The 22,987-nt window shown below is 73.3% G+C and carries 23 protein-coding genes; 10 read left to right on the plus strand and 13 right to left on the minus strand.

Annotated features, from left to right (window positions below; all coding sequences use genetic code 11):
• The first annotated feature begins 44 nt into the window (after window positions 1–44).
• The gene (locus AB0N63_RS29070; RefSeq protein WP_365533363.1) at window positions 45–1,388 is read left to right on the plus strand and encodes a UDP-glucose/GDP-mannose dehydrogenase family protein; all 1,344 of its coding nucleotides are present in this window, start codon (window positions 45–47) and stop codon (window positions 1,386–1,388) included.
• A 221-nt stretch (window positions 1,389–1,609) separates the two neighbouring features.
• Here AB0N63_RS29070 and AB0N63_RS29075 read toward each other — a convergent pair whose 3' ends face one another.
• Entirely contained in the window at window positions 1,610–2,116 is a 507-nt protein-coding gene (locus AB0N63_RS29075) for a CGNR zinc finger domain-containing protein (protein ID WP_365533365.1), read from the minus strand.
• Between the two features lie 118 nt (window positions 2,117–2,234).
• Here AB0N63_RS29075 and AB0N63_RS29080 point away from each other — a divergent pair, with 118 nt between their 5' ends.
• Both AB0N63_RS29080 and AB0N63_RS29085 read left to right on the plus strand, forming a co-directional pair.
• Window positions 2,235–2,594 carry a VOC family protein gene (locus AB0N63_RS29080; protein WP_365533367.1) on the plus strand — a complete coding sequence of 120 codons (360 nt, stop codon included), beginning with the start codon at window positions 2,235–2,237 and terminating at the stop codon, window positions 2,592–2,594.
• 23 nt (window positions 2,595–2,617) lie between these two features.
• Window positions 2,618–3,007, plus strand: a complete 390-nt coding sequence (locus tag AB0N63_RS29085; RefSeq protein ID WP_365533369.1) for a VOC family protein — start codon at window positions 2,618–2,620, stop codon at window positions 3,005–3,007.
• A 69-nt stretch (window positions 3,008–3,076) separates the two neighbouring features.
• Here the strand turns inward: AB0N63_RS29085 and AB0N63_RS29090 are convergent, their stop codons facing one another.
• From AB0N63_RS29090 to AB0N63_RS29100, 3 genes are read right to left on the minus strand one after another with little or no spacing between them, the layout of a single operon-like run.
• Window positions 3,077–4,264, minus strand: a complete 1,188-nt coding sequence (locus AB0N63_RS29090; protein ID WP_365533372.1) for a dipeptidase — start codon at window positions 4,262–4,264, stop codon at window positions 3,077–3,079.
• Window positions 4,261–4,797 (minus strand): 5-(carboxyamino)imidazole ribonucleotide mutase, encoded by a 537-nt coding sequence (gene purE, locus AB0N63_RS29095; protein WP_365533375.1) that lies wholly within the window; start codon window positions 4,795–4,797, stop codon window positions 4,261–4,263. The genes AB0N63_RS29090 and purE overlap by 4 nt, the downstream gene beginning before the upstream one ends.
• Window positions 4,794–5,933 carry a 5-(carboxyamino)imidazole ribonucleotide synthase gene (locus tag AB0N63_RS29100; RefSeq protein WP_365533378.1) on the minus strand — a complete coding sequence of 380 codons (1,140 nt, stop codon included), beginning with the start codon at window positions 5,931–5,933 and terminating at the stop codon, window positions 4,794–4,796. The genes purE and AB0N63_RS29100 overlap by 4 nt, the downstream gene beginning before the upstream one ends.
• Before the next feature lie 242 nt (window positions 5,934–6,175).
• On the opposite strand from AB0N63_RS29100, the gene AB0N63_RS29105 reads away from it, so the two are divergent.
• The gene (locus AB0N63_RS29105; RefSeq protein WP_365533482.1) at window positions 6,176–6,817 is read left to right on the plus strand and encodes a GtrA family protein; all 642 of its coding nucleotides are present in this window, start codon (window positions 6,176–6,178) and stop codon (window positions 6,815–6,817) included.
• A gap of 90 nt (window positions 6,818–6,907) precedes the next feature.
• Here AB0N63_RS29105 and AB0N63_RS29110 read toward each other — a convergent pair whose 3' ends face one another.
• Window positions 6,908–8,179, minus strand: coding sequence for an ATP-binding protein (locus AB0N63_RS29110; protein ID WP_365533380.1), 1,272 nt, complete (start codon window positions 8,177–8,179; stop codon window positions 6,908–6,910).
• A 37-nt stretch (window positions 8,180–8,216) separates the two neighbouring features.
• A complete protein-coding gene (locus AB0N63_RS29115) occupies window positions 8,217–8,894 on the minus strand; it encodes a response regulator transcription factor (protein ID WP_365533383.1) in 678 nt (225 codons plus the stop codon).
• Between the two features lie 576 nt (window positions 8,895–9,470).
• On the opposite strand from AB0N63_RS29115, the gene AB0N63_RS29120 reads away from it, so the two are divergent.
• Window positions 9,471–10,967: an oligopeptide:H+ symporter gene (locus AB0N63_RS29120; RefSeq protein WP_365533385.1), complete on the plus strand. Its 1,497-nt coding sequence runs from the start codon at window positions 9,471–9,473 to the stop codon at window positions 10,965–10,967.
• 339 nt (window positions 10,968–11,306) lie between these two features.
• On the opposite strand, the gene AB0N63_RS29125 is transcribed toward AB0N63_RS29120, so the two are convergent.
• Both AB0N63_RS29125 and AB0N63_RS29130 read right to left on the minus strand, forming a co-directional pair.
• Window positions 11,307–11,855, minus strand: coding sequence for an ATP-binding protein (locus tag AB0N63_RS29125; RefSeq protein WP_365533388.1), 549 nt, complete (start codon window positions 11,853–11,855; stop codon window positions 11,307–11,309).
• A 288-nt stretch (window positions 11,856–12,143) separates the two neighbouring features.
• Window positions 12,144–12,521 (minus strand): STAS domain-containing protein, encoded by a 378-nt coding sequence (locus tag AB0N63_RS29130; protein WP_009188994.1) that lies wholly within the window; start codon window positions 12,519–12,521, stop codon window positions 12,144–12,146.
• A 237-nt stretch (window positions 12,522–12,758) separates the two neighbouring features.
• Here AB0N63_RS29130 and AB0N63_RS29135 point away from each other — a divergent pair, with 237 nt between their 5' ends.
• A complete protein-coding gene (locus tag AB0N63_RS29135; protein WP_365533392.1) occupies window positions 12,759–13,676 on the plus strand; it encodes an RNA polymerase sigma factor SigF in 918 nt (305 codons plus the stop codon).
• Between the two features lie 166 nt (window positions 13,677–13,842).
• Here the strand turns inward: AB0N63_RS29135 and hutI are convergent, their stop codons facing one another.
• The 4 genes from hutI to hutU are packed head-to-tail and all read right to left on the minus strand — an operon-like array spanning window position 13,843 to window position 19,284.
• Complete coding sequence (gene hutI, locus AB0N63_RS29140) at window positions 13,843–15,033, minus strand: imidazolonepropionase (RefSeq protein ID WP_365533395.1); 1,191 nt, start codon at window positions 15,031–15,033, stop codon at window positions 13,843–13,845.
• Between the two features lie 26 nt (window positions 15,034–15,059).
• Window positions 15,060–16,409 (minus strand): formimidoylglutamate deiminase, encoded by a 1,350-nt coding sequence (locus tag AB0N63_RS29145; RefSeq protein ID WP_365533397.1) that lies wholly within the window; start codon window positions 16,407–16,409, stop codon window positions 15,060–15,062.
• On the minus strand, window positions 16,406–17,623 hold the full coding sequence (locus AB0N63_RS29150; RefSeq protein WP_365533400.1) for an allantoate amidohydrolase: 1,218 nt from the start codon (window positions 17,621–17,623) through the stop codon (window positions 16,406–16,408). Before AB0N63_RS29150 ends, AB0N63_RS29145 begins: the two co-directional genes overlap by 4 nt.
• A complete protein-coding gene (gene hutU, locus AB0N63_RS29155) occupies window positions 17,620–19,284 on the minus strand; it encodes a urocanate hydratase (RefSeq protein WP_365533402.1) in 1,665 nt (554 codons plus the stop codon). Before hutU ends, AB0N63_RS29150 begins: the two co-directional genes overlap by 4 nt.
• A gap of 518 nt (window positions 19,285–19,802) precedes the next feature.
• On the opposite strand from hutU, the gene AB0N63_RS29160 reads away from it, so the two are divergent.
• Genes AB0N63_RS29160 through AB0N63_RS29175 form a run of 4 tightly spaced genes read left to right on the plus strand, consistent with a single transcriptional unit; the run spans window position 19,803 to window position 22,131 of the window.
• Complete coding sequence (locus AB0N63_RS29160; RefSeq protein WP_365533405.1) at window positions 19,803–20,195, plus strand: hypothetical protein; 393 nt, start codon at window positions 19,803–19,805, stop codon at window positions 20,193–20,195.
• The gene (locus tag AB0N63_RS29165; RefSeq protein ID WP_365533407.1) at window positions 20,192–21,160 is read left to right on the plus strand and encodes a hypothetical protein; all 969 of its coding nucleotides are present in this window, start codon (window positions 20,192–20,194) and stop codon (window positions 21,158–21,160) included. The genes AB0N63_RS29160 and AB0N63_RS29165 overlap by 4 nt, the downstream gene beginning before the upstream one ends.
• A gap of 13 nt (window positions 21,161–21,173) precedes the next feature.
• Window positions 21,174–21,719 carry a roadblock/LC7 domain-containing protein gene (locus tag AB0N63_RS29170; protein ID WP_365533410.1) on the plus strand — a complete coding sequence of 182 codons (546 nt, stop codon included), beginning with the start codon at window positions 21,174–21,176 and terminating at the stop codon, window positions 21,717–21,719.
• 37 nt (window positions 21,720–21,756) lie between these two features.
• Window positions 21,757–22,131, plus strand: coding sequence for a hypothetical protein (locus tag AB0N63_RS29175; protein ID WP_164588709.1), 375 nt, complete (start codon window positions 21,757–21,759; stop codon window positions 22,129–22,131).
• A 203-nt stretch (window positions 22,132–22,334) separates the two neighbouring features.
• On the opposite strand, the gene AB0N63_RS29180 is transcribed toward AB0N63_RS29175, so the two are convergent.
• Window positions 22,335–22,928: a hypothetical protein gene (locus AB0N63_RS29180; protein WP_365533412.1), complete on the minus strand. Its 594-nt coding sequence runs from the start codon at window positions 22,926–22,928 to the stop codon at window positions 22,335–22,337.
• Window positions 22,929–22,987: the final 59 nt, after the last annotated feature.

Consider the following 22,987-nt stretch of genomic DNA (forward strand, 5'->3'; position numbering starts at 1 on the left):
ATATGCTCGGGCAGCGCACTGCCATCATCCCTCCTGGAGCACCCATGAGCCTGAAGATCACCGTGATCGGCACCGGCTATCTCGGCGCTACGCACGCCGCGGCCATGGCCGAGATGGGGTTCGAGGTGCTCGGTCTCGACGTCGTCGCCGAGAAGATCGAGATGCTGCGGCGCGGTGAGGTCCCGATGTACGAGCCGGGCCTGGGGGAACTGCTGCGCCGCCATGTGGCCGGCATCGAGGGCTCCACCGGGCGGCTGCGCTTCACCCAGGACTGGGCGGAGGCGGGCGCTTTCGGCGACGTCCACTTCATCTGCGTGAACACCCCGCAGAAGCACGGCGAGTACGCCTGCGACATGAGCTACGTCGACTCCGCCGTCGCCTCGCTGGCCCCGCACCTGACCGGGCCCGCGCTGGTGGTCGGCAAGTCGACGGTGCCGGTCGGCTCCGCGGACCGCCTCGCCCGCAGGATCGCCGAGCTGGCGCCCGCCGGCCAGGACGCCGAGCTGGCCTGGAACCCGGAGTTCCTGCGCGAGGGCTTCGCCGTCCAGGACACCCTGCACCCGGACCGGATCGTGGTCGGCGTGCGCAGCGAGCGCGCGGAGAAGCTGTTGCGCGAGGTGTACGCGGCGCCGATCGGCGAGGGCTCGCCGTTCGTCGTCACCGACTTCCCCACCGCCGAACTGGTGAAGACCTCCGCGAACTCCTTCCTGGCCACGAAGATCTCCTTCATCAACGCCATGGCCGAGGTGTGCGAGGCGGCGGGCGGCGACGTGGCGAAGCTGGCCGAGGCGATCGGCTACGACGACCGGATCGGACGGAAGTTCCTGCGCGCGGGGATCGGCTTCGGCGGTGGCTGCCTGCCCAAGGACATCCGGGCCTTCATGGCGCGCGCCGGCGAGCTGGGCGCCGACCAGGCGCTGACGTTCCTGCGCGAGATCGACTCGATCAACATGCGCCAGCGCGGGCAGATGGTGGAGCTGGCCCGGCAGGCGCTGGGCGGCGGGCCGTTCCTCGGCAAACGGATCGCGGTGCTCGGCGCCACCTTCAAGCCCGACTCGGACGACGTGCGCGACTCGCCCGCGCTGAACGTCGCCGGCCAGATCCACCTCCAGGGCGGTCAGGTCACGGTCTACGACCCCAAGGGCATGGACAACGCCCGCCGCGTCTTCCCCACCCTCGGCTACGCCGACTCCGCGCTGGAGGCGGTCCGGGGCGCCGACGCGGTGCTGCACCTGACCGAGTGGCGCGAGTTCCGCGAGCTGGACCCGGCGGAGCTGGGTGAGACCGTCAACTCGCGACTCGTCCTGGACGGCCGCAACGCGCTGGACCCGGAGCTGTGGCGCCGCGCGGGCTGGACGTACCGGGCGATGGGCCGCCCGACGGCGTAGTCCCTGCGGGCGCGGGACGGGCGTGGTCCCCTGCGGGCACGGGAACGGCGCAGCACGGAGCCCGGCCGTGACGGCGGCGAAGGCGGGCGGGGCACCGTTCCGTGGGCCGTACCGGGGGCCGACGACGGACCGGCGGCCCGGTGGTACCGGCGACGCCGGTTCGGCCGAGGCTCAGTCGGCCGAACCGGCGTCTTCCGGCATTCTGCACCACTCGGCCGCGCTCAGCCCTCCCGCGCCCGGTACCGGCGCATCTTCGCGCGCGCCCCGCACACCCGCATCGAGCACCAGCGCCCCCGGCCGGCGGGGCTGCGGTCGTAGTACGCCCAGTGGCAGTCGGCGGCCTCGCAGGCCTTCAGCCGCGTCCAGGTGTCCGCGACGAGCGCCTCGGCGACCGCGGCGGCCACCCGGGAGAGCAGCGGCCCGGCGTCGGCGGGGGCGAGGGCGGCGGAGCCGTCCCGGGCGTCGACCGCCACCAGCAGCGGCGCGCGGGCCAGCAGCTCGCCCAGCGGGACGACCGCGCGGTGCGGCGGATGTCCGGCGTGCGCCAGCAGGGCCGCCCGCAGCGACTCGCGCAGCTCCCGCGCCTCGGCGAGGTCGGCCTCGGCGATCCCGAAGTCCGCCCGGCCCTCCGGAGTGTCGAGCCGGTCGGCGCCGGCCTCGATGTCCAGCGTGTTCACCAGGGACTGGAGCAGAGCCAGGCCGCCGGGCGCGGGCGATCTCTCACTCATACCGGCGACGGTACCGCGCTAATCCGTTGCGCAGTGACCCCATATCGGCGAGCATACGGTAACCGTTACTGGTTACCCGCTCTTACCGGTAACCGTCGCTGCTTCCTGGGAGGAAGTCATGGCTCTCGCCAAGCTGGGTGTCGTCGTACTGGACTGTCCCGACCCGCGCGCGCTCGCCGGTTTCTACGCCGACGTGCTCGGCGGAACGCCGGAGGGGGAGGGCGACTGGGTGGACCTCGAGGTGCCGGGCGGACCGGCGCTGGCGTTCCAGCGCGCGGACGGCCTGACCCCGCCGGAGTGGCCGCGCGCCGACCGCAACGCACAGCAGTTCCACCTGGACCTGACCGTGGACGACCTGGACGCGGCCGAGCGGGGCGTGCTCGCGCTCGGCGCGAAGTCGCTGGCCGAGGCGGACGGCAAGAGCTTCCGGGTTTACGCCGACCCGGCCGGGCACCCGTTCTGCCTCTGCGCCTGCTGACGTACCGAGAACCGGGAGGTTCCATGCCTGTGGCCCGTCTGCGTTCCGTCGTCCTCGACTGCCCCGACCCGCACGCGCTCGCCGACTTCTACGCCGGCCTCGCCGGGGGCGCCCCGCAGCCGGAGGACGACGACTGGGTCGTCCTGGCGGTCCCGGACGGCCCGCGGCTCTCCTTCCAGCGGGCGCCCGGGCTCACCCCGCCGGAGTGGCCCCGCGCCGACCGCAACGCGCAGCAGCTCCACCTGGACTTCGACGGCGGGGCCACCTGGGAGGAGATGGACGCCGCGCACGAGAAGGCGCTCGCCCTCGGGGCGCGCCCGCTGGACCTGGAGGACAGCGAGAAGAAGGACTTCCGGGTCTACGCCGATCCGGCGGGGCACCCGTTCTGCCTGTGCCGGATCGATCACCCGTGACGGACGGACGACAAGGTGAGGGGCGGTCGGCTCGCGCAGCCGACCGCCCCTCACCCGTCCTGCGGCTTCTCAGCCGTCCAGGTCCTCGATCGTCGCGTGGGACGGCGCCCGCGTGGCCCGCAGGTCGCGGGCCACGTCCTCGGCGGCGCCCAGCACCCGTACCGCGTTCTGCCAGGTCAGCTTGGCCAGGTCGGACGTGGACCAGCCGCGCTTCAGCAGTTCGGCGAGCAGGTTCGGATAGCCGGAGACGTCGCCGAGGCCGTCCGGGGTGAAGGCGGTGCCGTCGTAGTCGCCGCCGATGCCGATGTGGTCGACGCCGGCGACCTCGCGCATGTGGTCGAGGTGGTCGGCGACGGTGGCCACGGTCGCGACCGGCCGCGGATGGGCCTCCTCGAAGGCCCGGTGCACCTTCATGCCCTCCTCGGTGGTGTCGAGGTGGTGCAGGCCGTGCGCGCGCATGTTCTCGTCGGCCGCGGCCGTCCAGTCGACGGCGGCCTGGAGCACGAACTTCGGCACGAACGTCACCATCGCCATGCCGCCGTTGGCGGGCAGCCGCTCCAGGACGTCGTCGGGGACGTTGCGCGGGTGGTCGCAGACGGCGCGGGCCGAGGAGTGCGAGAAGATCACCGGGGCCGCCGAGGCGTCCAGCGCGTCCCGCATCGTCGTCGCGGCCACGTGCGAGAGGTCCACCAGCATGCCGAGGCGGTTCATCTCCCGCACCACCTCGCGCCCGAACGCCGACAGACCGCCCACGGCCGGCTCGTCGGTCGCCGAGTCCGCCCACGCCACGTTGTCGTTGTGGGTGAGGGTCATGTAGCGCACGCCGAGCGCGTACAGGCCGCGCAGGACGCCCAGCGAGTTCGCGATGGAGTGGCCGCCCTCGGCGCCCATCAGGGAGGCGATCCGGCCCTCGGCCCGGGCCGCCTCCATGTCGGCGGCGCTCAGCGCGGGCGCGAGGTCCGCCGGGTAGCGCTCCAGCAGCCGCCGTACGCAGTCGATCTGCTCCAGCGTCGCCGGGACCGGGTCGGGCAGGTCCGAGCGGACGTACACCGACCAGTACTGGGCGCCGACGCCGCCCTCGCGCAGCCGGGGCAGGTCGGTGTGCAGGTGGGCGTTCTGCGGGGTGGCGATGTCGCGGGCGCCGAGGTCGTAGCGGACCTGCTCGCGCAGCGCCCAGGGCAGGTCGTTGTGGCCGTCGACGACGGGGAAGTCGCGCAGCAGGTCCCGGGCCCCATCGAGGAAGCTCACCGCGGTCACTTCCCCGTGCCGAAGCCGAAGCCGCCCGCGCCCTCGACCTTGGCGCGCAGCCGCTTGCCCTTCTCGGTGGCCTGGTCGTTGAGGTCCTGGAGGAAGTCGGTCATCCGGTGCCGCAGCTCGTCGTCGTGGGCCGCGAGGATGCGGGCGGCCAGCAGACCGGCGTTGCGCGCGCCGGCGACGGAGACCGTGGCGACCGGGACGCCGGCCGGCATCTGCACGATCGACAGCAGCGAGTCCATGCCGTCCAGGTACTTCAGCGGCACCGGCACGCCGATCACCGGCAGCGGGGTGACGGAGGCGAGCATGCCGGGCAGATGGGCGGCGCCGCCCGCGCCCGCGATGATCACCTTCAGCCCGCGGTCGGCCGCCTGCTCGCCGTACGCGATCATCTCGCGCGGCATCCGGTGCGCGGAGACGACGTCGACCTCGTAGGCGATCTCGAACTCGTCGAGCGCCTTGGCGGCGCCCTCCATCACCGGCCAGTCGGAGTCCGACCCCATGACGATGCCCACGACGGGACCAACAGCGCTCATTCGGTGATCGTGCCCTTCAGGTAGCCGGCTGCGTGGTGGGCGCGTTCCAGTACGTCGTCCAGGTCGTCGCCGTAGGTGTTGACGTGGCCGACCTTGCGGCCGGGCTTCACGTCCTTGCCGTACATGTGGATCTTGAGCTGGGGGTCGCGGGCCATGCAGTGCAGGTACGCGGAGTACATGTCCGGGTAGTCGCCGCCGAGGACGTTCGCCATGACCGTCCACTTCGCGCGCGGACGCGGGTCGCCCAGCGGCAGGTCGAGGACGGCGCGGACGTGGTTGGCGAACTGCGAGGTGATCGCGCCGTCCATCGACCAGTGGCCGGAGTTGTGCGGGCGCATCGCCAGTTCGTTGACGAGGATGGCGCCGTCGCGGGTCTGGAACAGCTCGACGGCGAGGTGACCGACGACGCCGAGTTCCTTGGCGATGGTCAGGGCCATCTCCTCGGCCCGCAGCGCCAGCTCCTCGGGCAGGTCGGGGGCCGGGGCGATCACGGTGTCGCAGACGCCGTTCACCTGCCGCGACTCCACCACCGGGTAGGCCACGGCCTGGCCGTGCGGGGAGCGGACGACGTTGGCGGCCAGCTCGCGGACGAAGTCGACCTTCTCCTCGGCGAGCACGGGCACCCCGGCGCGGAACGGGTCGGCGGCCTCCTCGGCCGAGTCCACCACCCACACGCCCTTGCCGTCGTAGCCGCCGCGGACGGTCTTGAGGACCACCGGGAAGCCGTCCCCCTCCGCGGCGAACGCCGCCACGTCGGCCGGATCGGCGACGATCCGGTGCCGTGGGCAGGGCACGCCGAGCGCGTCGAGCCTCGCCCGCATCACGCCCTTGTCCTGGGCGTGCACGAGCGCGTCGGGGCCGGGGCGCACGGGGATGCCGTCCGCCTCCAGGGCCCGCAGATGCTCGGTGGGAACGTGTTCGTGATCGAAGGTGATCACATCGCAGCCCCGTGCGAACGCGCGCAGCGTGTCCAGGTCGCGGTAGTCGCCGATGACGACGTCGCTCACGACCTGTGCCGCGGAATCCTGAGGGGTGTCACTGAGGAGCTTGAACCTGATGCCGAGCGGGATGCCCGCCTCGTGTGTCATACGAGCGAGCTGGCCACCGCCGACCATGCCGACTACCGGGAACGTCACGCCCCTAGGGTATCGGCCGGGCCACCGTGGCCGGATCCCGCGCCGTCGCCTTGGCCCGCTCCGCGCTCCCGCCCGGCCCGCGGCCGGTCTCTCACCGACTCCTTCACCGTCTCTTTCCCGTCCTTTCCGGGACTCTTCGCGACCCGTTCGGGGGGTCGTGAGCGGTCCGCGGGCGCGGGCACCCGCCGCTGGTTAGCATGGCGGGGTTGACGAAACCGACCCGGACGGGGGCCTGCACGACCATGGGACATGGTTCCTCGGGACGCCGACCGGCGCCCCCGGCCTCCCCGGCGCCCCCCGCCGGCCCCGCTCCGGCCGCGTCCGGCGACGGGCTGCTGCGACGGGCCGGACGGGTCTGGCGTGAGATCGTGAAGTTCGGCGCGGTGGGCGGGGCGGGACTACTGGTCAACCTGCTCGTGTTCAACCTGGTACGGCACGTCACCGACCTGCCGGTGGTCCGGGCGAGCGTCGTCGCGACCGTCGTCTCGATCGTCTTCAACTACATCGGGTTCCGCTACTTCACCTACCGGGACCGCGACAAGAGCGGCCGTACCAAGGAACTGACGCTGTTCCTGCTGTTCAGCGTCGTCGGCCTGGTCATCGAGAACGGCGTGCTCTACCTCGCGACGTACGGTTTCGGCTGGGACACCCCGCTGCAGAGCAACGTCTTCAAGTTCCTCGGCATCGGCATCGCCACCCTGTTCCGCTTCTGGTCCTACCGGACCTGGGTCTTCCGGGCCCTGCCGGTCGCCGAGGAGAGCGGCGCACCCGGCGGTGGCCGGGCGTCCGCCGCCGACCGGGAGGCGGCGGAGGCGGAGTCGTACCTGCGGGCGCAGCCGAAGCCGCCGGAGGCGAAGAAGCAGCGGTCGAAGGTCTACCGCTGACCGGTACGGCGGCGCAGGGGCCGCGTGCCTGCCGGCGGCGTTCCCGTACGGCGTCGGCCGCCGCACCGCCGGCAGGGCTTCCGGCGTCCGCTAGCGCACCGTCGGCAGGTCCTCCGCGGACCGCTTCAGCGGGGGCGTGCGGGAGAGGAACAGGCCGAAGACCGGCGGCTGCGCCTGGAGCAGTTCGAGCCGGCCGCCGTCCGCCTCGGCGAGGTCGCGGGCGACCGCGAGGCCGATGCCCGTGGAGTTGCGGCCGCTGATCGTGCGCTCGAAGATCCGCGCGCCCAGGTCGGCGGGGACGCCGGGTCCCTCGTCGGTGACCTCCACGACCGCCTGGTTGCCGGTGACGCGGGTGCGCAGCGCCACCGTGCCGCCGCCGTGCATGAGGGAGTTCTCGATCAGCGCGGCCAGCACCTGCGCGACCGCACCCGGCGTGCCCACCGCCCGCAGATGCCGCTTGCCGGAGCTGACGATGGCCCGGCCGGCGCTGCGGTAGGCGGGGCGCCACTCGGCGATCTGCTGCTGGATGACCTCGTCGATGTCGAAGGTGACCGCGGAGCCGGTGCGCGGGTCGCGGGAGTTGGTCAGCAGCCGCTCCACCACATCGGTCAGCCGCTCGACCTGGGTGAGCGCGACGTTCGCCTCCTCCTTCACCGTCTCCGGGTCGTCGGTGAGGGTGATCTCCTCCAGCCGCATGGACAGCGCGGTCAGCGGGGTGCGCAGCTGGTGGGAGGCGTCGGCGGCCAGGCGCCGTTCCGCGGTCAGCATCCGGGCGATGCGCTCGGCGGAGGAGTCCAGCACATCGGCGACCCGGTCCAGCTCGGGGACCCCGTAGCGCTTGTGGCGGGGGCGGGGATCGCCCGAGCCGAGGCGCTCGGCGGTCTCGGCGAGGTCGGTCAGCGGGGAGGCGAGCCGGTTGGCCTGGCGGATCGCCAGCAGCACCGCGGCGACCACCGCCAGCAGCGCCACCAGCCCGATGATCAGCAGGGTGCGGCCGACCTCGCGGGTGACCGAGGAGCGCGGCTCCTCCATGCGGACCGTCTCGCCCTGCTCACCCGTGGCCGTGGAGTGGATGACGTCCCCGGCGGGCTTGCTGCCGACCTCGATCGGCGGGTGGCCGGGGATGCCGATGACCGCGTACTGGCCCGGCGCCACCTGGTCGCGCAGGATCGACGCGTTCACGGTCTCCGCGCCCAGCAGGCGGCTGTCCACGATGCTGGCCAGCCGCAGCGCCTCGGAGTCGACCCGCTCCTGCGCGCTGTTGCTGATCGTGCGGGTCTCCACGATCACCAGGGAGACGCCGAAGACGGCGATCACGACGAGCACCACGGCGAGCGTGGACTGGATCAGTCGACGGCGCATGACCTCTTACCTGCCGCGGCCCGGCGTAGCGGGCCGCTCAGCTCTTCTCGAAACGGAAACCGACGCCCCGCACCGTCGCGATGTACCGGGGGTTGGCCGCGTCGTCGCCGAGCTTCTTGCGCAGCCAGGAGATGTGCATGTCGAGGGTCTTGGTCGACGACCACCAGGTGGTGTCCCAGACCTCGCGCATCAGCTGGTCGCGGGTGACGACCCGGCCCGCGTCGCGCACCAGCACCCGCAGCAGGTCGAACTCCTTCGCGGTGAGCTGCAGCTCCTCGTCGCCCATCCACGCGCGGTGCGACTCGACGTCGATGCGCACGCCGTGCGTGGCGGGCGGCTGCTGCGGCTCGGCGGCGCCGCGGCGCAGCAGGGCCCGGACCCGGGCGAGCAGTTCGGCGAGCCGGAACGGCTTCGTGACGTAGTCGTCGGCGCCCGCGTCCAGGCCGACCACGGTGTCCACCTCGTCGGCGCGCGCGGTCAGGATCAGGATGGGCACGGTGTGGCCGTCGGCGCGCAGCCGGCGGGCGACCTCCAGGCCGTCCATGCCGGGCAGCCCGAGGTCCAGCACGACCAGGTCGATACCGCCCTGCATTCCGGCGTCGAGCGCGGTGGGTCCGTCCTCACGCACCTCGACCTCGTAACCTTCCCGGCGCAGAGCGCGGGCCAGCGGCTCCGAGATGGACGCGTCGTCCTCGGCGAGCAGTACACGGGTCATGGAGTGATGGTAGTCCGCCCGCGCCACCCCCCGGGGCGGTGCGCAGGTGTGATCGAATCCGGCCGCTCTTACCTTGCGGCCCGGCGGCGGGACACTGCCGCGACGGTGGGTACACGGTGGGTGCGAACCCTCCACGAACCGTCCACGGCACTGGTCCGCACCACCGAGGTAGAGGTGCGATTCTTGAAAACACCTTCGAAACCGGGTGTGCGGTTCCGTTGCTTCCTGTGATCCGCGTCTCAAGTCCTTCCATATCCGGCAGTGTCCTGCCGTATGGTGAGCTGAACGCCTGTAGCACGCAGCGGACCTTCGGCGCTCATCCGGCGCTGAGGGTCCCTTTTGCGTGCGGGCCGGTTCTGTCCGGCCTCGAAAAGGAATGACCTAGGGCCGGGCCTCGCTGGACGCATCGTCGCGTTGCGGGGCGTGGATCCCGGTGGCCGCCGTCCGTCGCTCCGCACCCCGGGGCGTACTCCCCTGGGCGTGGGGTGGACGACAGGTCCTGCCGGTGCCGGCCAGCCCCCCACCGGGCGCGCCGTCCGCTCGTCGAGCGCGCGTCCCGACCAGCAAGGAACGACCATGGCGTCCAGCCTGACGAAGGACTCGGTCCTCCCGGGCACCCCCGGTTCCGAGAAGACCTTCTTCGGCCACCCCCGCGGCCTGGCCACACTCTTCATGACCGAGATGTGGGAGCGCTTCTCCTACTACGGCATGAAGGCCCTGCTCCCGCTGTATCTGGTGGCCCCGGCCGGGCTGCACATGAACGCGGCCACCGCGACCGCGATCTACTCGGTGTACCTCTCGCTCGTGTACCTGCTCGCCCTGCCGGGCGGCTGGTTCGCCGACCGGGTCCTCGGTCCCCGCAAGACGGTCGCCGTCGCCGGCGCGATCATCATGCTGGGCCATCTGACGCTGGCCCTGCCGTGGTCGGGCAGCTTCTTCGGCGGTCTCGGCCTCGTCGCCGTCGGCTCGGGCCTGCTGAAGGCCAACATCTCCACGATGGTGGGCCACCTGTACAAGGGCGCGGACGACCCGCGCCGTGACGGCGGCTTCACGCTCTTCTACATCGGCATCAACCTCGGCGCCTTCGCCGCGCCGCTGATCATCGGCACCGTCGGCGAGAACGTGAACTGGCACTTCGGCTTCGCGCTCGCCGCGCTCGGCATGGCGCTGGGCCTCGCGCAGTTCCTGCTCGGCTCCCGTCACCTGGACGCCCGCTCGGACGTCGTCCCGACGCCGCTGTCGGACCAGGAGAAGCGGGCCACGCTGACCAAGGCCGCCCTGTGGGCGGGCGTCGCGGTCGTCTTCTACGCGGTCGTCGGCTTCTCCGGCGTCTACACCCTGAACTGGCTGCTGGTCCCGATCACCGTCGCCGGTCTGCTCATCCCGGTCCTGGTCATCGCCCGGATCAAGCGGGACAGGGAACTGTCCCGCGCCGACCAGTCGAAGATGAGCGCCTACATCTGGTTCTTCGTCGCCGCGGCCGTGTTCTGGATGATCTACGACCAGGGCGGTTCGACGGTGTCGCTGTTCGCCGAGTCCTCGGCGAAGAACACGATCCTCGGCTGGGACTTCCCGGTCTCCTGGTACCAGTCGGTCAACCCGGTCATGATCATGGCGCTGGCCCCGGTCTTCGCCTGGGCGTGGCTGGCGCTCGCCCGGCGCGGCAAGGAGCCGAGCACCGCGGTGAAGTTCGCGATGGGCCTGGTGCTGATCGGTGCGTCGTTCTTCCTCTTCCTGGCCCCGCTGGCGATCGCCGACGGCGGTCACAAGGCGGCCGCGCTGTGGCTGGTGGCGATCTACTTCGTCCAGACCGTCGGCGAGCTGACGCTCTCCCCGGTCGGCCTGTCGGTCACCACGAAGATGGCGCCCGCGAAGTACGCCTCCCAGATGATGGGCGTCTGGTTCCTGGCGGTCACCGCCGGTGACGCCACGACCGGTCTGCTCTCCATCGCCGGCGTCGACCTCAACAAGACGGGCATCGTGACCCTGGAGGCCGTCCTCGCCGTCCTCGCCGGTGTGGCGGTGTGGATGTACCGCAGCAAGGTCAAGCAGCTCATGGGCGACGTCCGCTGACGCGACACCCCGGCCGCACGGCCACCTCTCCCTGGTTCTTCCCGGAGGGCCATCGCACTCCCCTGACGGGGGGGGTGGGGTGGCCCTCCGGGCGTTTTCGGGGGGTACGCACGCGCATCGGGTGACGGGCCTCCGTTCGCCCGCCGGCGCATGCCGGGCGGCGCATGCCGGGCGGCCCTGGGGCGTCTCGGCAGCGCGGGCGTACGGGGCCGCGTGCGGGCGGGGCCGGGAGGCACGCACGCGCCGTGCGGTGGCGGGCGGGGAACGCGTGGCGCGCCGGTCCGTGGGCGGGCCGGCGCGCTGGGAGGGGCGGGGAGTTCCGTTCAGGCGCCCGGAGGGTTATGCCGGGGCGCCGAGTTCGGCCCAGACCTTCTTGCCGGACGTGCCCGGGGCGCGGACGACGCCCCAGTCGAGGCACAGACGCTGGACGATGAACATGCCGTGGCCGCCGGGGCGGCCGGCACGGTGCGGGGTGCGCGGGGCGGGCTGGCCCGCGCCGCGGTCGGCGACCTCGATGCGGATCACCTTGTTGTCACAGGTGAGCTCCAGCTCCTCCGGCCCCTCGGCGTGCAGGCACGCGTTGGTGACCAGCTCGGAGACGACGAGGAGCACGTCCTCGGCGGCCGCCCGCTGGTCGGCGGTCTCGGCGGGCAGCCAGCCCCAGGCGTGCAGCGCCTGGCGGGTGAAGTCGCGGGCGAGCGGCACGACGGCGCTCTCGCCGTCGAAGCTCAGCCTGCGGACCTGACGACCCGCCGACGGGGCCGACGGCGCAGCCGTCGCGCCCCCTGCGGACGCCCCGCCCGCCGGTACGCCCCCCTCGGACGCCCCGGAAGCGCCGCTGGGCTCCGGGCCGCGGTCGCCCGGCGAGTAAGGCCGGGTGGTGCTCATCAGCGCTTCACCTCACCGATTCACCAGACACGATTCAGAAGTCACTACACACGTACACCGCATACGTCCCCATACACGCCGTCCAGCCCCGCGCCGGCTCCCGGTCCGAACGATCGATCCGTTCGGCCGGTCCGTGCGTCCGGTCCGTTCAGGATGTCTCCTGCCCGACCGTTCCTGCGGAACACCCCCGTTTTCCGGCCCCGGGGCGTGACGCCGGGGACGGACGGGCCCCGCGGGCGCCGATGCGTACGGATACGTACAGGACACGTCGTCTGCTCGGCGGCCGGCTCAGCCGGTCTCTTCGGCCAGCGCGTCCTCCAGCGTGTCGTGCACGCTGAAGACGGCGTCCGCCCCGGTGATCTCGAACACGCGGGCCACCACCGGCAACATGCCGGCGAGATGGACACCTCCCCCGGCCGCCTCCGCCTTCAGCCGCGCCCCCAGCAGCACGTTCAGCCCGGTGGAGTCGCAGAACTCCAGGCGTGAACAGTCCACCACCAGGCGCGAGCGCCCCTTCTCGAGGCACTCCTCAAGCGGCTCGCGCAGCAGGTCGGCCGTGTGGTGGTCCAGTTCCCCCGCAGGGGTCACGACGGCACTCGATCCTTCCTGCCGTACTTCCACCAGAAGCCGGCCCGACTGTGCACTGCCGACCGTCCCGCGGTCCATGCCGTCTCTCTCCCGGGGTCTTGGCTGCTGACTGACGCCCTCGCACCCTACGCCCTCCCGCAGCGCTCCGACACCCGAACAACCGCACAGAAACGGACATACTTCCACAGAACGCACTTGCGGCGGCCCGGGGAAAGCGGGTAGGGCTAGTAGAGACACGCACCCGACACGGCCGGCTTTGGAGGCGCCGCACACCGCAGTGCACGAACTGGCTTCGGCAGCCATATGCCGAGAACGATGGAGGACATCATGTCATCCCGGCTCGACGCCTCGCACACCCCGAGGGCGACGTCGACACCTACTCCGGTCCGCCTGGAGCCGACCGGCGCCAGGGACGCAGCAGAGGACGCCCTGGCCGGGCTTCCCGACATCCCCCCGTACGACGAGGTGGCCCCGGACGACGCCCGGGCCCTGTCCAAGTCCCTCTTCGAGCGGCTGGAGTCCCTCGAAGAAGGCACGCACGAACATGCCTACGTCCGCAACACCCTCGTCGAACTCAACCTCGCCCTGGTCAAGTTCGCCGCCTCCCGCTTCCGCTCCCGCAGCGAGCCGATGGAGGACATCATCCAGGTCGGCACGATCGGCCTGATCAAGGCGATCGACCGGTTCGAACTCTCGCGTGGGGTCGAGTTCCCCACCTTCGCGATGCCAACCATCATCGGCGAGATCAAGCGCTTCTTCCGCGACACCTCGTGGTCCGTGCGGGTCCCGCGCCGGCTTCAGGAGCTGCGGCTCGACCTGGCCAAGGCCGGTGACGAGCTGGCGCAGCGGCTGGACCGCGCCCCCACCGTGTCGGAGCTGGCCGAGCACCTCGGCCTGTCCGGCGAAGAGGTGGTCGAGGGCATGGCGGCTTCGAACGCGTACACGGCCTCGTCACTGGACGCGCAGCCCGAGGAGAACGAGTCGGAGGGCGCCCTCGCGGACCGCATCGGCTACGAGGACCACGGGATCGAGGGCATCGAGTACGTCGAGTCGCTGAAGCCGCTCATCGCCGAGCTTCCCTCCCGGGACCGGAAGATCCTGTCCCTGCGGTTCGTCGCCAACATGACGCAGTCGGAGATCGGCGAGGAACTGGGCATCTCGCAGATGCACGTCTCCCGGCTGCTGTCGCGCACCCTGGTACGCCTGCGCAAGGGCCTCACGGTCGTGGAATGACCGCCGCCGGCCCGGCCCCTCCGTCCTGGGCCGGGCCGGTTTCGGTATGTGCTGCGGGCCGGCGGCGGTGTGCGCTGCGGGCCGGTGCCGCGCCGGCGCGCACGGGCCCGTACCGGGCCGTCGCCGGTGCGGGCGCCTGACCGCGCAGGGCGTCGCGCGGGCGGTCTCAGACCACGCGCACGCCCCGCCGCCACACCTGGGAGACCAGGGGCACGCCCGGCCGGTAGGCCAGATGGACGTGGCTGGGCGCGTCCAGGACGAGCAGGTCGGCGCGGGCGCCGGGGGCGAGGCGGCCGACGTCGTCGCGCCGGAGCGCCGCCGCGCCGCCGGCCGTGGCCGACCAGACCGCCTCGCCCGGCGTCATCCCCATGTCCCGCACCGCCAGCGCGACGCAGAACGGCACGGACGACGTGAACGACGAGCCGGGGTTGCAGTCGGTGGACAGCGCCACGGTGACGCCCGCGTCCAGCAGCCGCCGGGCGTCGGGCCAGGCGGCCCGGGTGGAGAACTCCGCGCCGGGCAGCAGCGTGGCCACCGTGCGGCCGCTCGCCAGCGCGTCCACGTCCGCGTCGGTGAGGTGCGTGCAGTGGTCGGCGCTGGCCGCGTCGAGTTCCACGGCGAGCTGCACGCCGGGGCCGTAGGAGAGCTGGTTGGCGTGGATGCGCGGGGTGAGGCCCCTGGCCCGGCCCGCGGTGAGGATCGCGCGCGCCTGGTCGCCGTCGAAGGCGCCCTTCTCGCAGAACACGTCGATCCAGCGGGCGTGCGGGGCGCAGGCCTCCAGCATCTCCCCGGTGACGAGGTCCACGTAGGCGGCCGGGTCCTCGGCGTAGTCCGGGGGGACGATGTGCGCGCCGAGGTAGGTGACCTCGTCGGTGTGGCGGGCGGCGATGGCCAGGGCGCGGGCCTCGTCGGCGACGGTGAGGCCGTAGCCGGACTTCGTCTCGAACGTGGTGGTGCCCTGGCGCAGGGCCTCGGCGAGGTAGCGGACGAGGCCCGCCTCCAGTTCCCCGTCGCTCGCGGCGCGGGTGGCGGCGACCGTGGTGCGGATGCCGCCGGCGCTGTAGGCCCGGCCGGACATGCGGGCGTTGAACTCCTCGGTGCGGTCGCCCGCGAAGACCAGGTGGGAGTGGGAGTCCACGAACCCCGGCAGCACCGCCCGGCCGCCCGCGTCGACCCGGTGGTCAGTGGCGGGTGCTCTGCTTGCTCCACCGGTCCACACGACGCGGTCGCCCTCGATGACGACGGCCGCGTCCCGGACCAGTCCGAGCGGGGAGCCGTCGCCGAGGGAGGGGTCGTTGGTGACCAGCGTGGCGATGTTCGTGACGACCGTGCTGGTGGTGGTGTCCGTGCTGCTCATGGCGTCCTCGGGAGTGGCGGTGGGGGTCAGCCGTGCAGGGCTTCGACGGCGGCCGTCAGCGCCCGCGGCACATCGGGCACGAGGGTGTGCGCCCCGTCGCGCACGACGTGCCGCCCGCCCACGACCGTATGCCGTACGTCCGCCGCGCTCGCCGCGAACACGGCCGTCTCGACGCCGAGCCGGGGCACCGGTCCCGCCGTTCTGACCGAGTCCAGCGCGAGCGTCGTGAAGTCGGCGAGCGCGCCGGGGACGAGGCTGCCCGCCTCGTCCCAGCCGAGGGCCGCGTGGCCGTCGGCGGTGGCGGCGCGCAGCAGGGCGGCGGCCGTCCAGTGGCCGCGGGTGCGGGTGCGCAGCCGTTCGTTCAGCTCCATGGCGCGGGCCTCTTCGAACAGGTCGATGACGGCGTGGCTGTCGGAGCCGAGGGAGAGCGGCGAGCCGGCGCGCTGGAGGGCGGGCGCGGGGCCGATGCCGTCGGCCAGGTCCCGTTCGGTGGTCGGGCACATGCAGGTGCCGGTCCCAAAGCCGCCGAGCAGGGCGATGTCCGCGTCGGTGAGGTGGGTGTTGTGCACGCCGGTGGTGCGCGGGCCGAGGACGCCGTGGTCGGCCAGGAGCCGGGTGGGCGTGCGGCCGTGGGCGGCGAGGCAGGCGTCGTTCTCGGCGGTCTGCTCCGACAGGTGCACGTGCAGCGGGGCCCGCCGTTCCTCCGCCCAGGCCGCCACGGTGGCCATCTGCCCGGCGGGCACGGCCCGCACCGAGTGGATCGCGGCGCCGATCCGTGCGTGTTCGCGTTCCCTGAGAACCGAGGAGCGTTCGGCCCAGGCCTCGGCGGTGCCGTCGGAGAAGCGCAGCTGGTGGTGGTTGGGCGCCTCGCCGAAACCGGCGGACAGGTAGCAGGTGTCGAGGAGGGTGATGCGCACGCCCGCCTCGGCGGCTGCCTCGATCAGGGCCTCGCCCATCGCGTTCGGGTCGGCGTAGCGGGCGCCGCCCGGGGCGTGGTGGACGTAGTGGAACTCGCCGACGGCGGTGATTCCGGCCAGCGCCATCTCGGCGTACACCGCGCGGGCCAGCGCGTGGTAGGTCTCCGGGGTGAGCCGGTCGGCGACCGAGTACATGACCTCGCGCCAGGTCCAGAAGGTGCCGGACCCGACCTGGACGGTGCCGCGCAGGGCGCGGTGGAAGGCGTGCGAGTGGGCGTCGGCCAGCCCGGGGAGCGTGAGGCCGCGCAGGACCTCGGCGCCCGGCGGCGGGGCGGCCACATCCGTGCGGACGGCCGCGATGCGCCCGCCGCGCACGTCGAGGGCCACGCCCGGCTCGACGTTCGTGCCGAGCCAGGCGTGCTCCAGCCAGTACGTCCGCGTCTGCTCGGTGGGGCTCACGTGCAGGCCAGTCCTTCCAGTACGTCGGCGAGGGCGCGCACCCCGGCCACGCAGTCGTCCTCGGCGGCGGACTCGGCCGGGGAGTGCGAGACGCCGGTGGGGTTGCGCACGAACAGCATGGCGGTCGGCACGCGCGCGGACAGGATGCCCGCGTCGTGTCCGGCGCCCGTGCCGAGGACGGGCACGGTCAGCTCGGTGTCCTTGCCGAGGACGCGGGCCAGTTCGTCGCGCAGGGCGTGGTCGAACTCGACCACGGGCGTGAAGGACTCGCGGACCACGTCGAGGCCGACGCCGTGGGCAGCGGCGTACTCGCGGGCCGCCTTCTCGATGCCGGTGACCACCGTGTCCAGGCGGTGCTGGTCGGCGGCGCGGGAGTCGAGCCAGCCGCGCACCAGGGAGGGGATGGCGTTGACGCCGTTGGGCTCGACGGCGACCTTGCCGAAGGTGGCGACGGCGCCGGCGACTTCGGCCTCGCGGCGGGCGGCGAGGACCGTCTCGGCGTACGACAGCATCGGGTCGCGGCGGTCGGCGAGCCGGGTGGTGCCGGCGTGGTTGGCCTCGCCGCGGAAGTCGAACCGCCAGCGGCCGTGCGGCCAGATGGCGCTGGCCACGCCGACGGCGTCGCCGGTGAGGTCCAGGGCACGCCCCTGCTCGACGTGGAGTTCGACGAACGCACCGATGCGGGCGAGACGTTCGGGGTCCGGGCCGATGGCGTCGGGGTCGTACCCGGCGGCCTCCATGGCCTTCGGCAGGGTGGTCCCGTCGCCGTCGGTGAGGCGGTGCGCGTCCTCGACCGTCAGCGCCCCGGCGGTCAGCCGCGATCCGACGCAGGCGAGGCCGAACCGGGCGCCCTCCTCGTCGCCGAAGTTGACGATCGCCAGCGGCCGGGTGAACCGCGCTCCTGCGCGGCGCAGTTCGTCCAGGGCCGCGAAGGCGGACACCACCCCGAGGGGGCCGTCGAAGGCGCCGCCGTCGGGCACGGAGTCGAGGTGCGAGCCGGTGACGACGGCGTTCCCGGCGGCGGGGTCGCCGAGCCAGGCCCACTGGTTGCCGTTGCGGTCGGTCTCGTAGGCCAGTTGGCGCGCGCGGGCCTGGTCCTCGAACCAGGCGCGGCACTCGGCGTCGGCGCCGGTCCAGGCGAAGCGGCGGTATCCGCCGGAGGCGGAGCTGCGGCCGACCGGCAGCAGCTCCGCCCACATGCTGTGGAAGCTCACGCCCCGTCACCCTCGCGCATGGGGACGCGTACGTCCCGCTCGGCCGCCACCGACTCGGCGATGTCGTACCCCGCGTCCACGTGCCGGATGACGCCCATGCCGGGGTCGTTGGTGAGGACCCGGCGGATCTTCTCGCCGGCGAGCGCGGTGCCGTCGGCGACGGTGACCTGGCCGGCGTGGATGGAGCGGCCCATGCCGACGCCGCCGCCGTGGTGGAGGGAGACCCAGGAGGCGCCGGAGGCGACGTTCACCATGGCGTTCAGCAGCGGCCAGTCGGCGATGGCGTCGGAGCCGTCGAGCATGGCCTCGGTCTCGCGGTACGGGGAGGCGACGGAGCCGCAGTCGAGGTGGTCGCGGCCGATGACGATCGGCGCGGCCAGCTCGCCGCCGGCGACCATGTCGTTGAAGCGCTCGCCGGCCTTGTCGCGCTCGCCGTAGCCGAGCCAGCAGATACGGGCGGGCAGTCCCTGGAAGTGGACGCGCTCACCGGCCATCTTGATCCAGCGGGCCAGCGACTCGTTCTCCGGGAAGAGGTCCAGGATCGCCTTGTCGGTCTTGGCGATGTCGGACGCCTCGCCCGACAGGGCGGCCCAGCGGAAGGGGCCCTTGCCCTCGCAGAACAGCGGGCGGATGTAGGCGGGGACGAAGCCGGGGAAGGCGAACGCCCGGTCGTACCCGGCGAGCTGTGCCTCGCCGCGGATGGAGTTGCCGTAGTCGAAGACCTCGGCGCCCGCGTCCTGGAAGCCGACCATCGCCTCGACGTGCCGGGCCATGGACTCGCGGGCGCGGGTGGTGAAGCCGGCCGGGTCCTTGGCGGCGGCGTCGGCCATGTCGTCGAAGTCGACGCCCAGCGGCAGGTAGGACAGCGGGTCGTGGGCGGAGGTCTGGTCGGTGACGATGTCGATGGGCGCGCCCATGGCGAGCAGCTGCGGGACCAGTTCGGCGGCGTTGCCGAGGACGCCGATGGACAGCGGCCTGCGCTGGTCGCGGGCCTCGGTGGCGAGCTGGAGCGCGTGGTCGAGGGAGTCGGCCCGCACGTCGAGGTAGCGGTGCTCGATGCGGCGGTCGATGGCGCGCGGGTCGCAGTCGACGCAGATCGCGACGCCGTCGTTCATCGTCACGGCCAGCGGCTGCGCGCCGCCCATGCCGCCGAGGCCGGCGGTGAGGGTGATCGTCCCGGCGAGGGTGCCGCCGAACTTCTTCGCGGCGACGGCGGCGAAGGTCTCGTAGGTGCCCTGGAGGATGCCCTGGGTGCCGATGTAGATCCAGGAGCCGGCGGTCATCTGGCCGTACATGGTCAGGCCGAGGGCCTCAAGACGGCGGAACTCCTCCCAGTTGGCCCAGTCGCCCACGAGGTTGGAGTTGGCGAGCAGGACGCGCGGCGCCCACTCGTGGGTCTGCATCACGCCGACCGGACGGCCGGACTGGACGAGCATCGTCTCGTCGGCCTTGAGGGTCCTCAGGGTGCGGACCATGGCGTCGAAGGAGCGCCAGTCGCGGGCGGCCCTGCCGGTGCCGCCGTAGACGACGAGCTTGTCGGGGTGCTCGGCGACCTCGGGGTCCAGGTTGTTCTGGAGCATCCGCAGCGCGGCCTCCTGCTGCCATCCCAGGGCGCTCAGTTCCGTACCGCGCGGCGCTCGTACGGGGCGGGGTCCTGACATGGTCTGCCTCCTGGCGGTTGCTCCCGAGGGATTGTTACTGCGTCTATTCACATCCTGACGGGATGAATAGACCTAGTCAATACGTTCGGGGCGCGAACAGGGGTGCCCGATGGCCGTCCGGCGCGGGCGCGGGGTGGCCGTCGGCCAGGGCGGGGACCGCCCGCCCCTGGGCCCGGGTGACTGTCGGGGTTCGGGTGCGGGGGCCGTACGGGTGTGGGGCTGCCGCCGTGCGGGTGTGGGCTGCTGCCGTACGGGCCCGGCGTCGGCCCCCGGGAGCGCGACGAGCGAAAGGGGGGCGTGCGGGCGCGCTCTCACCACGCCCTGCGCATCAGCGCGCCCCTCCGGGCGGCAAGCGCGGCCAAGGCCCGGCGCGACTGGAGCGAAGACCCGCTCAGTCGACCCACGTTAGCCCCTCGGTCGCATGTTCCACTGGAAAATGCCGTAACCCTCACCGCACCCGTGCACCGTGCGTAGCGTCTTCCTCACTCAGCCGAACCCCAGGCGGGAGGGGAACAACGGTGCCCGGAATCGACGAGTGCCTACTGGAAGCCATGCGGCTGCCCGGAGCCAGAGGCGCCGCGCTGGTCGACTGGACGAGCGGACTGGCCCTGGGCGCCGTCGGGGAGTCCCCGGGCGGCGACCACGAGACCACCGCGGCGGAGGCGGCCGAACTGGCCCGGCTCGCCGCCGAGCACGGGGCGTTCGCCGCCACCGACGACCCCGGCGGCGAGCGGCCCCCGGTGGAGGACCTGATCGTCAGCAACCGCGACAGCTACCACCTGCTGCGGTTCCTGGACACGTCCTTCGACAGCAGCGTGTTCCTGCACCTGTGGCTGACCCGCGCGGAGGGCAACCTCGCCCTGGCCCGGATACGCCTGGGCGAGATGGCCGAGCGGCTGGTGCTGGGATGACCGTGGTGGACCTCCCTCCCCCGCTGCCCGTACGGGACAGGGCGACCGCCGTCGAGCGGGCCTGGGGCGGCGTCTCGCCGATGCTCACCCGGCTCGCCGCCGAGCGGGCCACCGGCGTCCTGGTCCGCGAGGGCGGCGCCCTCCACCTCGACGGGGGGCTGGTGACGTACGCCGAGAGCCCGCTGGCGCTCGGGCTGGACGCGCTGCTCACCGCGCACGGCACCGTGCGGAGCGAGGTCTGGCACGAGGCCCTGTCCCGGGCCGACGAACACCGGGGCGTCGCCCGGTTCCTGCTGAGCGGCGGTCACCTGGCCGAGGGGGCGCTCCAGCTGTGCCACCTGGCCGCGCTCTACGACGCCGCGTACTTCGCGCTCGCCCCGAGCAGCACCCCCGGCCGGTTCCGCTACGGCGTCGGCCACCGGCTCGGCGCCGTCGTGCCGGTGCCGGTCGCCGCCCTGGAGCGCGAGACGCTGCGCCGCAGGGAGCTGCTGCACCGCATCTGGCCCGACCCGCGGCCCGACCAGGCGCCGCTGATGCGCACGCGCGCCGCCGCGCCCCGGCTCACCGGCCGCCAGCGGAGCCTGCTGGACCGGATCGACGGCACCCGCACCGCCGCCGATCTGGCCCGGGAGCTGGGCCGGCAGGCGTTCCACACGCTGGTGGACGTACGCCGGCTGGCCGCGGCGGGCCTGATAGCACCCCGCCCCTCCCCCGAACCGCCGCCGCCCCCCGGGCCGGCAGCAGGACCGGCGGTGCCCGGCGCCGTGCCCACCGCGCCGGGCACCGCGTCCGCCGCCGCCTACGGCGCCCCGGGCGCCGTACCGCCACCGCCGGGCGCGGCCGGGCTGCCGCCGTCCGGTCTCGCCGACCCGCCGCCGTCAGGCGCCGCCGAGCGGCTCGCGCACGCCACCGACCCCCACATCACGCTGCTGAAGAGGCTCAGGGATGCGCTGGAGGCCCTTTGAGAGGAGACACCGGATGGCAGCCGAGCCCGAGATCCAGGAGGAGCTGCGCAGGCTGAGAGCCCGCGTCCCGCAGCTCACCGGCGCCCTCGCCGCGAGCGTCGACGGCCTGGTGCTGGCCCACGACACCCCCGGCGTGGAAGCCGAGAGCCTGGCCGCGCTGACCGCGACGGCGCTCGGTGTGTCCGTGCGCATGACGGACGTGACCGGCCAGGGCGACCTGCGCGAACTGCTCGTGCGCGGTGTGCACGGCTACGTCGCCACCTACGCGGCCGGCCGCACCGCCGTGCTGACGCTGCTCGCCGGGGACCGCGTCAACGTGGGCCGCCTCCATCTGGAGGGCCGGCGGGCCGGCGCGCGCATCGGCGAACTGGTCGACGCCGAGGCCACGGCCCGCGGCGCCGGCCGCGCGCCCGCACGGGCGGCACGACCGGCCGCCGCCCCGCGTCCCGCCCCGCCGGCCACTCCGCCGACCGCGCCGACGCGGACCAGACCGCCCCTCGTGCCCCGCACCACGGGCACCGCCCCGGGCGCGGGCGCGCCCACCGCCACCGAAACCTGACGAGAACCAGAGAACCCGAGATTCAAGGAGAACCGCCATGGCCAACACCGAGACCTGCCTGAAGGAAGCCCTCGCCTCCATCGAGGGCGCGACCGGGGTCGCCCTCGTCGACTACACCAGCGGCATGGCGCTGGGCACGATGGGCGGCAGCAAGACCTTCGACCTGAACGTCGCCGCCGCCGGCAACACCGACGTCGTACGGGCCAAGATGCGCACCATGGAGCACCTCGGCCTCAAGGCCGAGATCGAGGACATCCTGATCACCCTGTCCGACCAGTACCACCTGATCCGGCTGATCAGCGGGCGCGGCGGCAACGGCCTCTTCCTGTACCTGGTGCTGGACGCCAAACGGTCCAACCTGGCGATGGCCCGCCACCAGCTGAGGCGGATCGAACAGGATCTGGAGGTCTGACCCGGCAGAGCCCGCCGGCCGCGGCCCCGCGGGACGGGTGACCCGCGACAAGAAGGTCCGGTCCGGCCCGCGACGCCTGGCACGGCGCCTCGCCGCGTCGCCGGGATCGTCCGCGTACGCCCAGCACGCGGACGATCCTCCGCCTTGCGAATGCACCGCACCAGGCCCCGCTCCCCGCTCCGGTCTGATCCGGACGAAAGACCCTAGACGAGTGCCGCGGTGCGGCGGCGTGCCCCGCCCGGGGCCGCGTCGCCGGCCGCCGGGCCGGTGCTGCGGTAGCCCTTGACCGCACGTCCGGCGGGACGCCCGCCGCGCTTGTCGAGCCGGTCGACCCGCACCCACAGCAGTGCGTCGGCCTCCCGTTCCAACCGCCCCAGCCAGGCGGCCTTCAGCCGCAGCCCCGTCCCGGCGCCGGCCAGCAGCAGTCCGGCGGCCGCGGGCGCGGCGAAGGAGCTGGCGAGCGCGGCCAGGAGCGCCGCCAGCAGCCACCAGCGGTGCCCGCGCCGCCACACCCGCAGGCTCACCGCGCGGTCCTGGAGCACGTCGTGCCGGCCGGCCCGGACGGCGCCCTCGGCGAGGCGCCGGTAGCGGCGGCGTCCGGTGCCGGCCACGACGGCGGCGGTCAGGAGGAACAGCGCCGCGCCCGCCAGGAGGCCGATCCGGCGCCCGGTCAGCCCCGGTACGGCCAGTCCGGTCCCCGCCGCCAACGCCCCAAGCCACCCGATCGGCGCCGCCCCGGCCCGTACGACGACGGCCACCCGGGCCAGTCCCTGACCTCCGCGTCCTGCGCGTGCCATGTGCTGCCTCCCTCGTGCCCGGCATACTTCCATCGGGCGGGCAGGCTAGCGAGCGTTCC

Origin of the sequence: Streptomyces sp. NPDC093260 (assembly GCF_040683715.1) — a bacterium.
GTDB classification, from domain to species: Bacteria; Actinomycetota; Actinomycetes; order Streptomycetales; family Streptomycetaceae; genus Streptomyces; species Streptomyces sennicomposti.

What these genes read in the sequence shown, in the direction of transcription:
- AB0N63_RS29135 (WP_365533392.1), top strand. Translation starts at nt 12,759, where the DNA reads ATGGAGGACATCATGTCATCCCGGCTCGACGCCTCGCACACCCCGAGG.
- AB0N63_RS29080 (WP_365533367.1), top strand. Translation starts at nt 2,235, where the DNA reads ATGGCTCTCGCCAAGCTGGGTGTCGTCGTACTGGACTGTCCCGACCCG.
- AB0N63_RS29085 (WP_365533369.1), top strand. Translation starts at nt 2,618, where the DNA reads ATGCCTGTGGCCCGTCTGCGTTCCGTCGTCCTCGACTGCCCCGACCCG.
- AB0N63_RS29075 (WP_365533365.1), bottom strand. Translation starts at nt 2,116, where the DNA reads ATGAGTGAGAGATCGCCCGCGCCCGGCGGCCTGGCTCTGCTCCAGTCC.
- AB0N63_RS29070 (WP_365533363.1), top strand. Translation starts at nt 45, where the DNA reads ATGAGCCTGAAGATCACCGTGATCGGCACCGGCTATCTCGGCGCTACG.
- AB0N63_RS29130 (WP_009188994.1), bottom strand. Translation starts at nt 12,521, where the DNA reads ATGGACCGCGGGACGGTCGGCAGTGCACAGTCGGGCCGGCTTCTGGTG.
- AB0N63_RS29180 (WP_365533412.1), bottom strand. Translation starts at nt 22,928, where the DNA reads ATGGCACGCGCAGGACGCGGAGGTCAGGGACTGGCCCGGGTGGCCGTC.
- purE (WP_365533375.1), bottom strand. Translation starts at nt 4,797, where the DNA reads ATGAGCGCTGTTGGTCCCGTCGTGGGCATCGTCATGGGGTCGGACTCC.
- AB0N63_RS29110 (WP_365533380.1), bottom strand. Translation starts at nt 8,179, where the DNA reads ATGCGCCGTCGACTGATCCAGTCCACGCTCGCCGTGGTGCTCGTCGTG.
- AB0N63_RS29115 (WP_365533383.1), bottom strand. Translation starts at nt 8,894, where the DNA reads ATGACCCGTGTACTGCTCGCCGAGGACGACGCGTCCATCTCGGAGCCG.
- AB0N63_RS29105 (WP_365533482.1), top strand. Translation starts at nt 6,176, where the DNA reads ATGGGACATGGTTCCTCGGGACGCCGACCGGCGCCCCCGGCCTCCCCG.
- hutU (WP_365533402.1), bottom strand. Translation starts at nt 19,284, where the DNA reads ATGTCAGGACCCCGCCCCGTACGAGCGCCGCGCGGTACGGAACTGAGC.
- AB0N63_RS29120 (WP_365533385.1), top strand. Translation starts at nt 9,471, where the DNA reads ATGGCGTCCAGCCTGACGAAGGACTCGGTCCTCCCGGGCACCCCCGGT.
- AB0N63_RS29125 (WP_365533388.1), bottom strand. Translation starts at nt 11,855, where the DNA reads ATGAGCACCACCCGGCCTTACTCGCCGGGCGACCGCGGCCCGGAGCCC.
- hutI (WP_365533395.1), bottom strand. Translation starts at nt 15,033, where the DNA reads ATGAGCAGCACGGACACCACCACCAGCACGGTCGTCACGAACATCGCC.
- AB0N63_RS29170 (WP_365533410.1), top strand. Translation starts at nt 21,174, where the DNA reads ATGGCAGCCGAGCCCGAGATCCAGGAGGAGCTGCGCAGGCTGAGAGCC.
- AB0N63_RS29165 (WP_365533407.1), top strand. Translation starts at nt 20,192, where the DNA reads ATGACCGTGGTGGACCTCCCTCCCCCGCTGCCCGTACGGGACAGGGCG.
- AB0N63_RS29175 (WP_164588709.1), top strand. Translation starts at nt 21,757, where the DNA reads ATGGCCAACACCGAGACCTGCCTGAAGGAAGCCCTCGCCTCCATCGAG.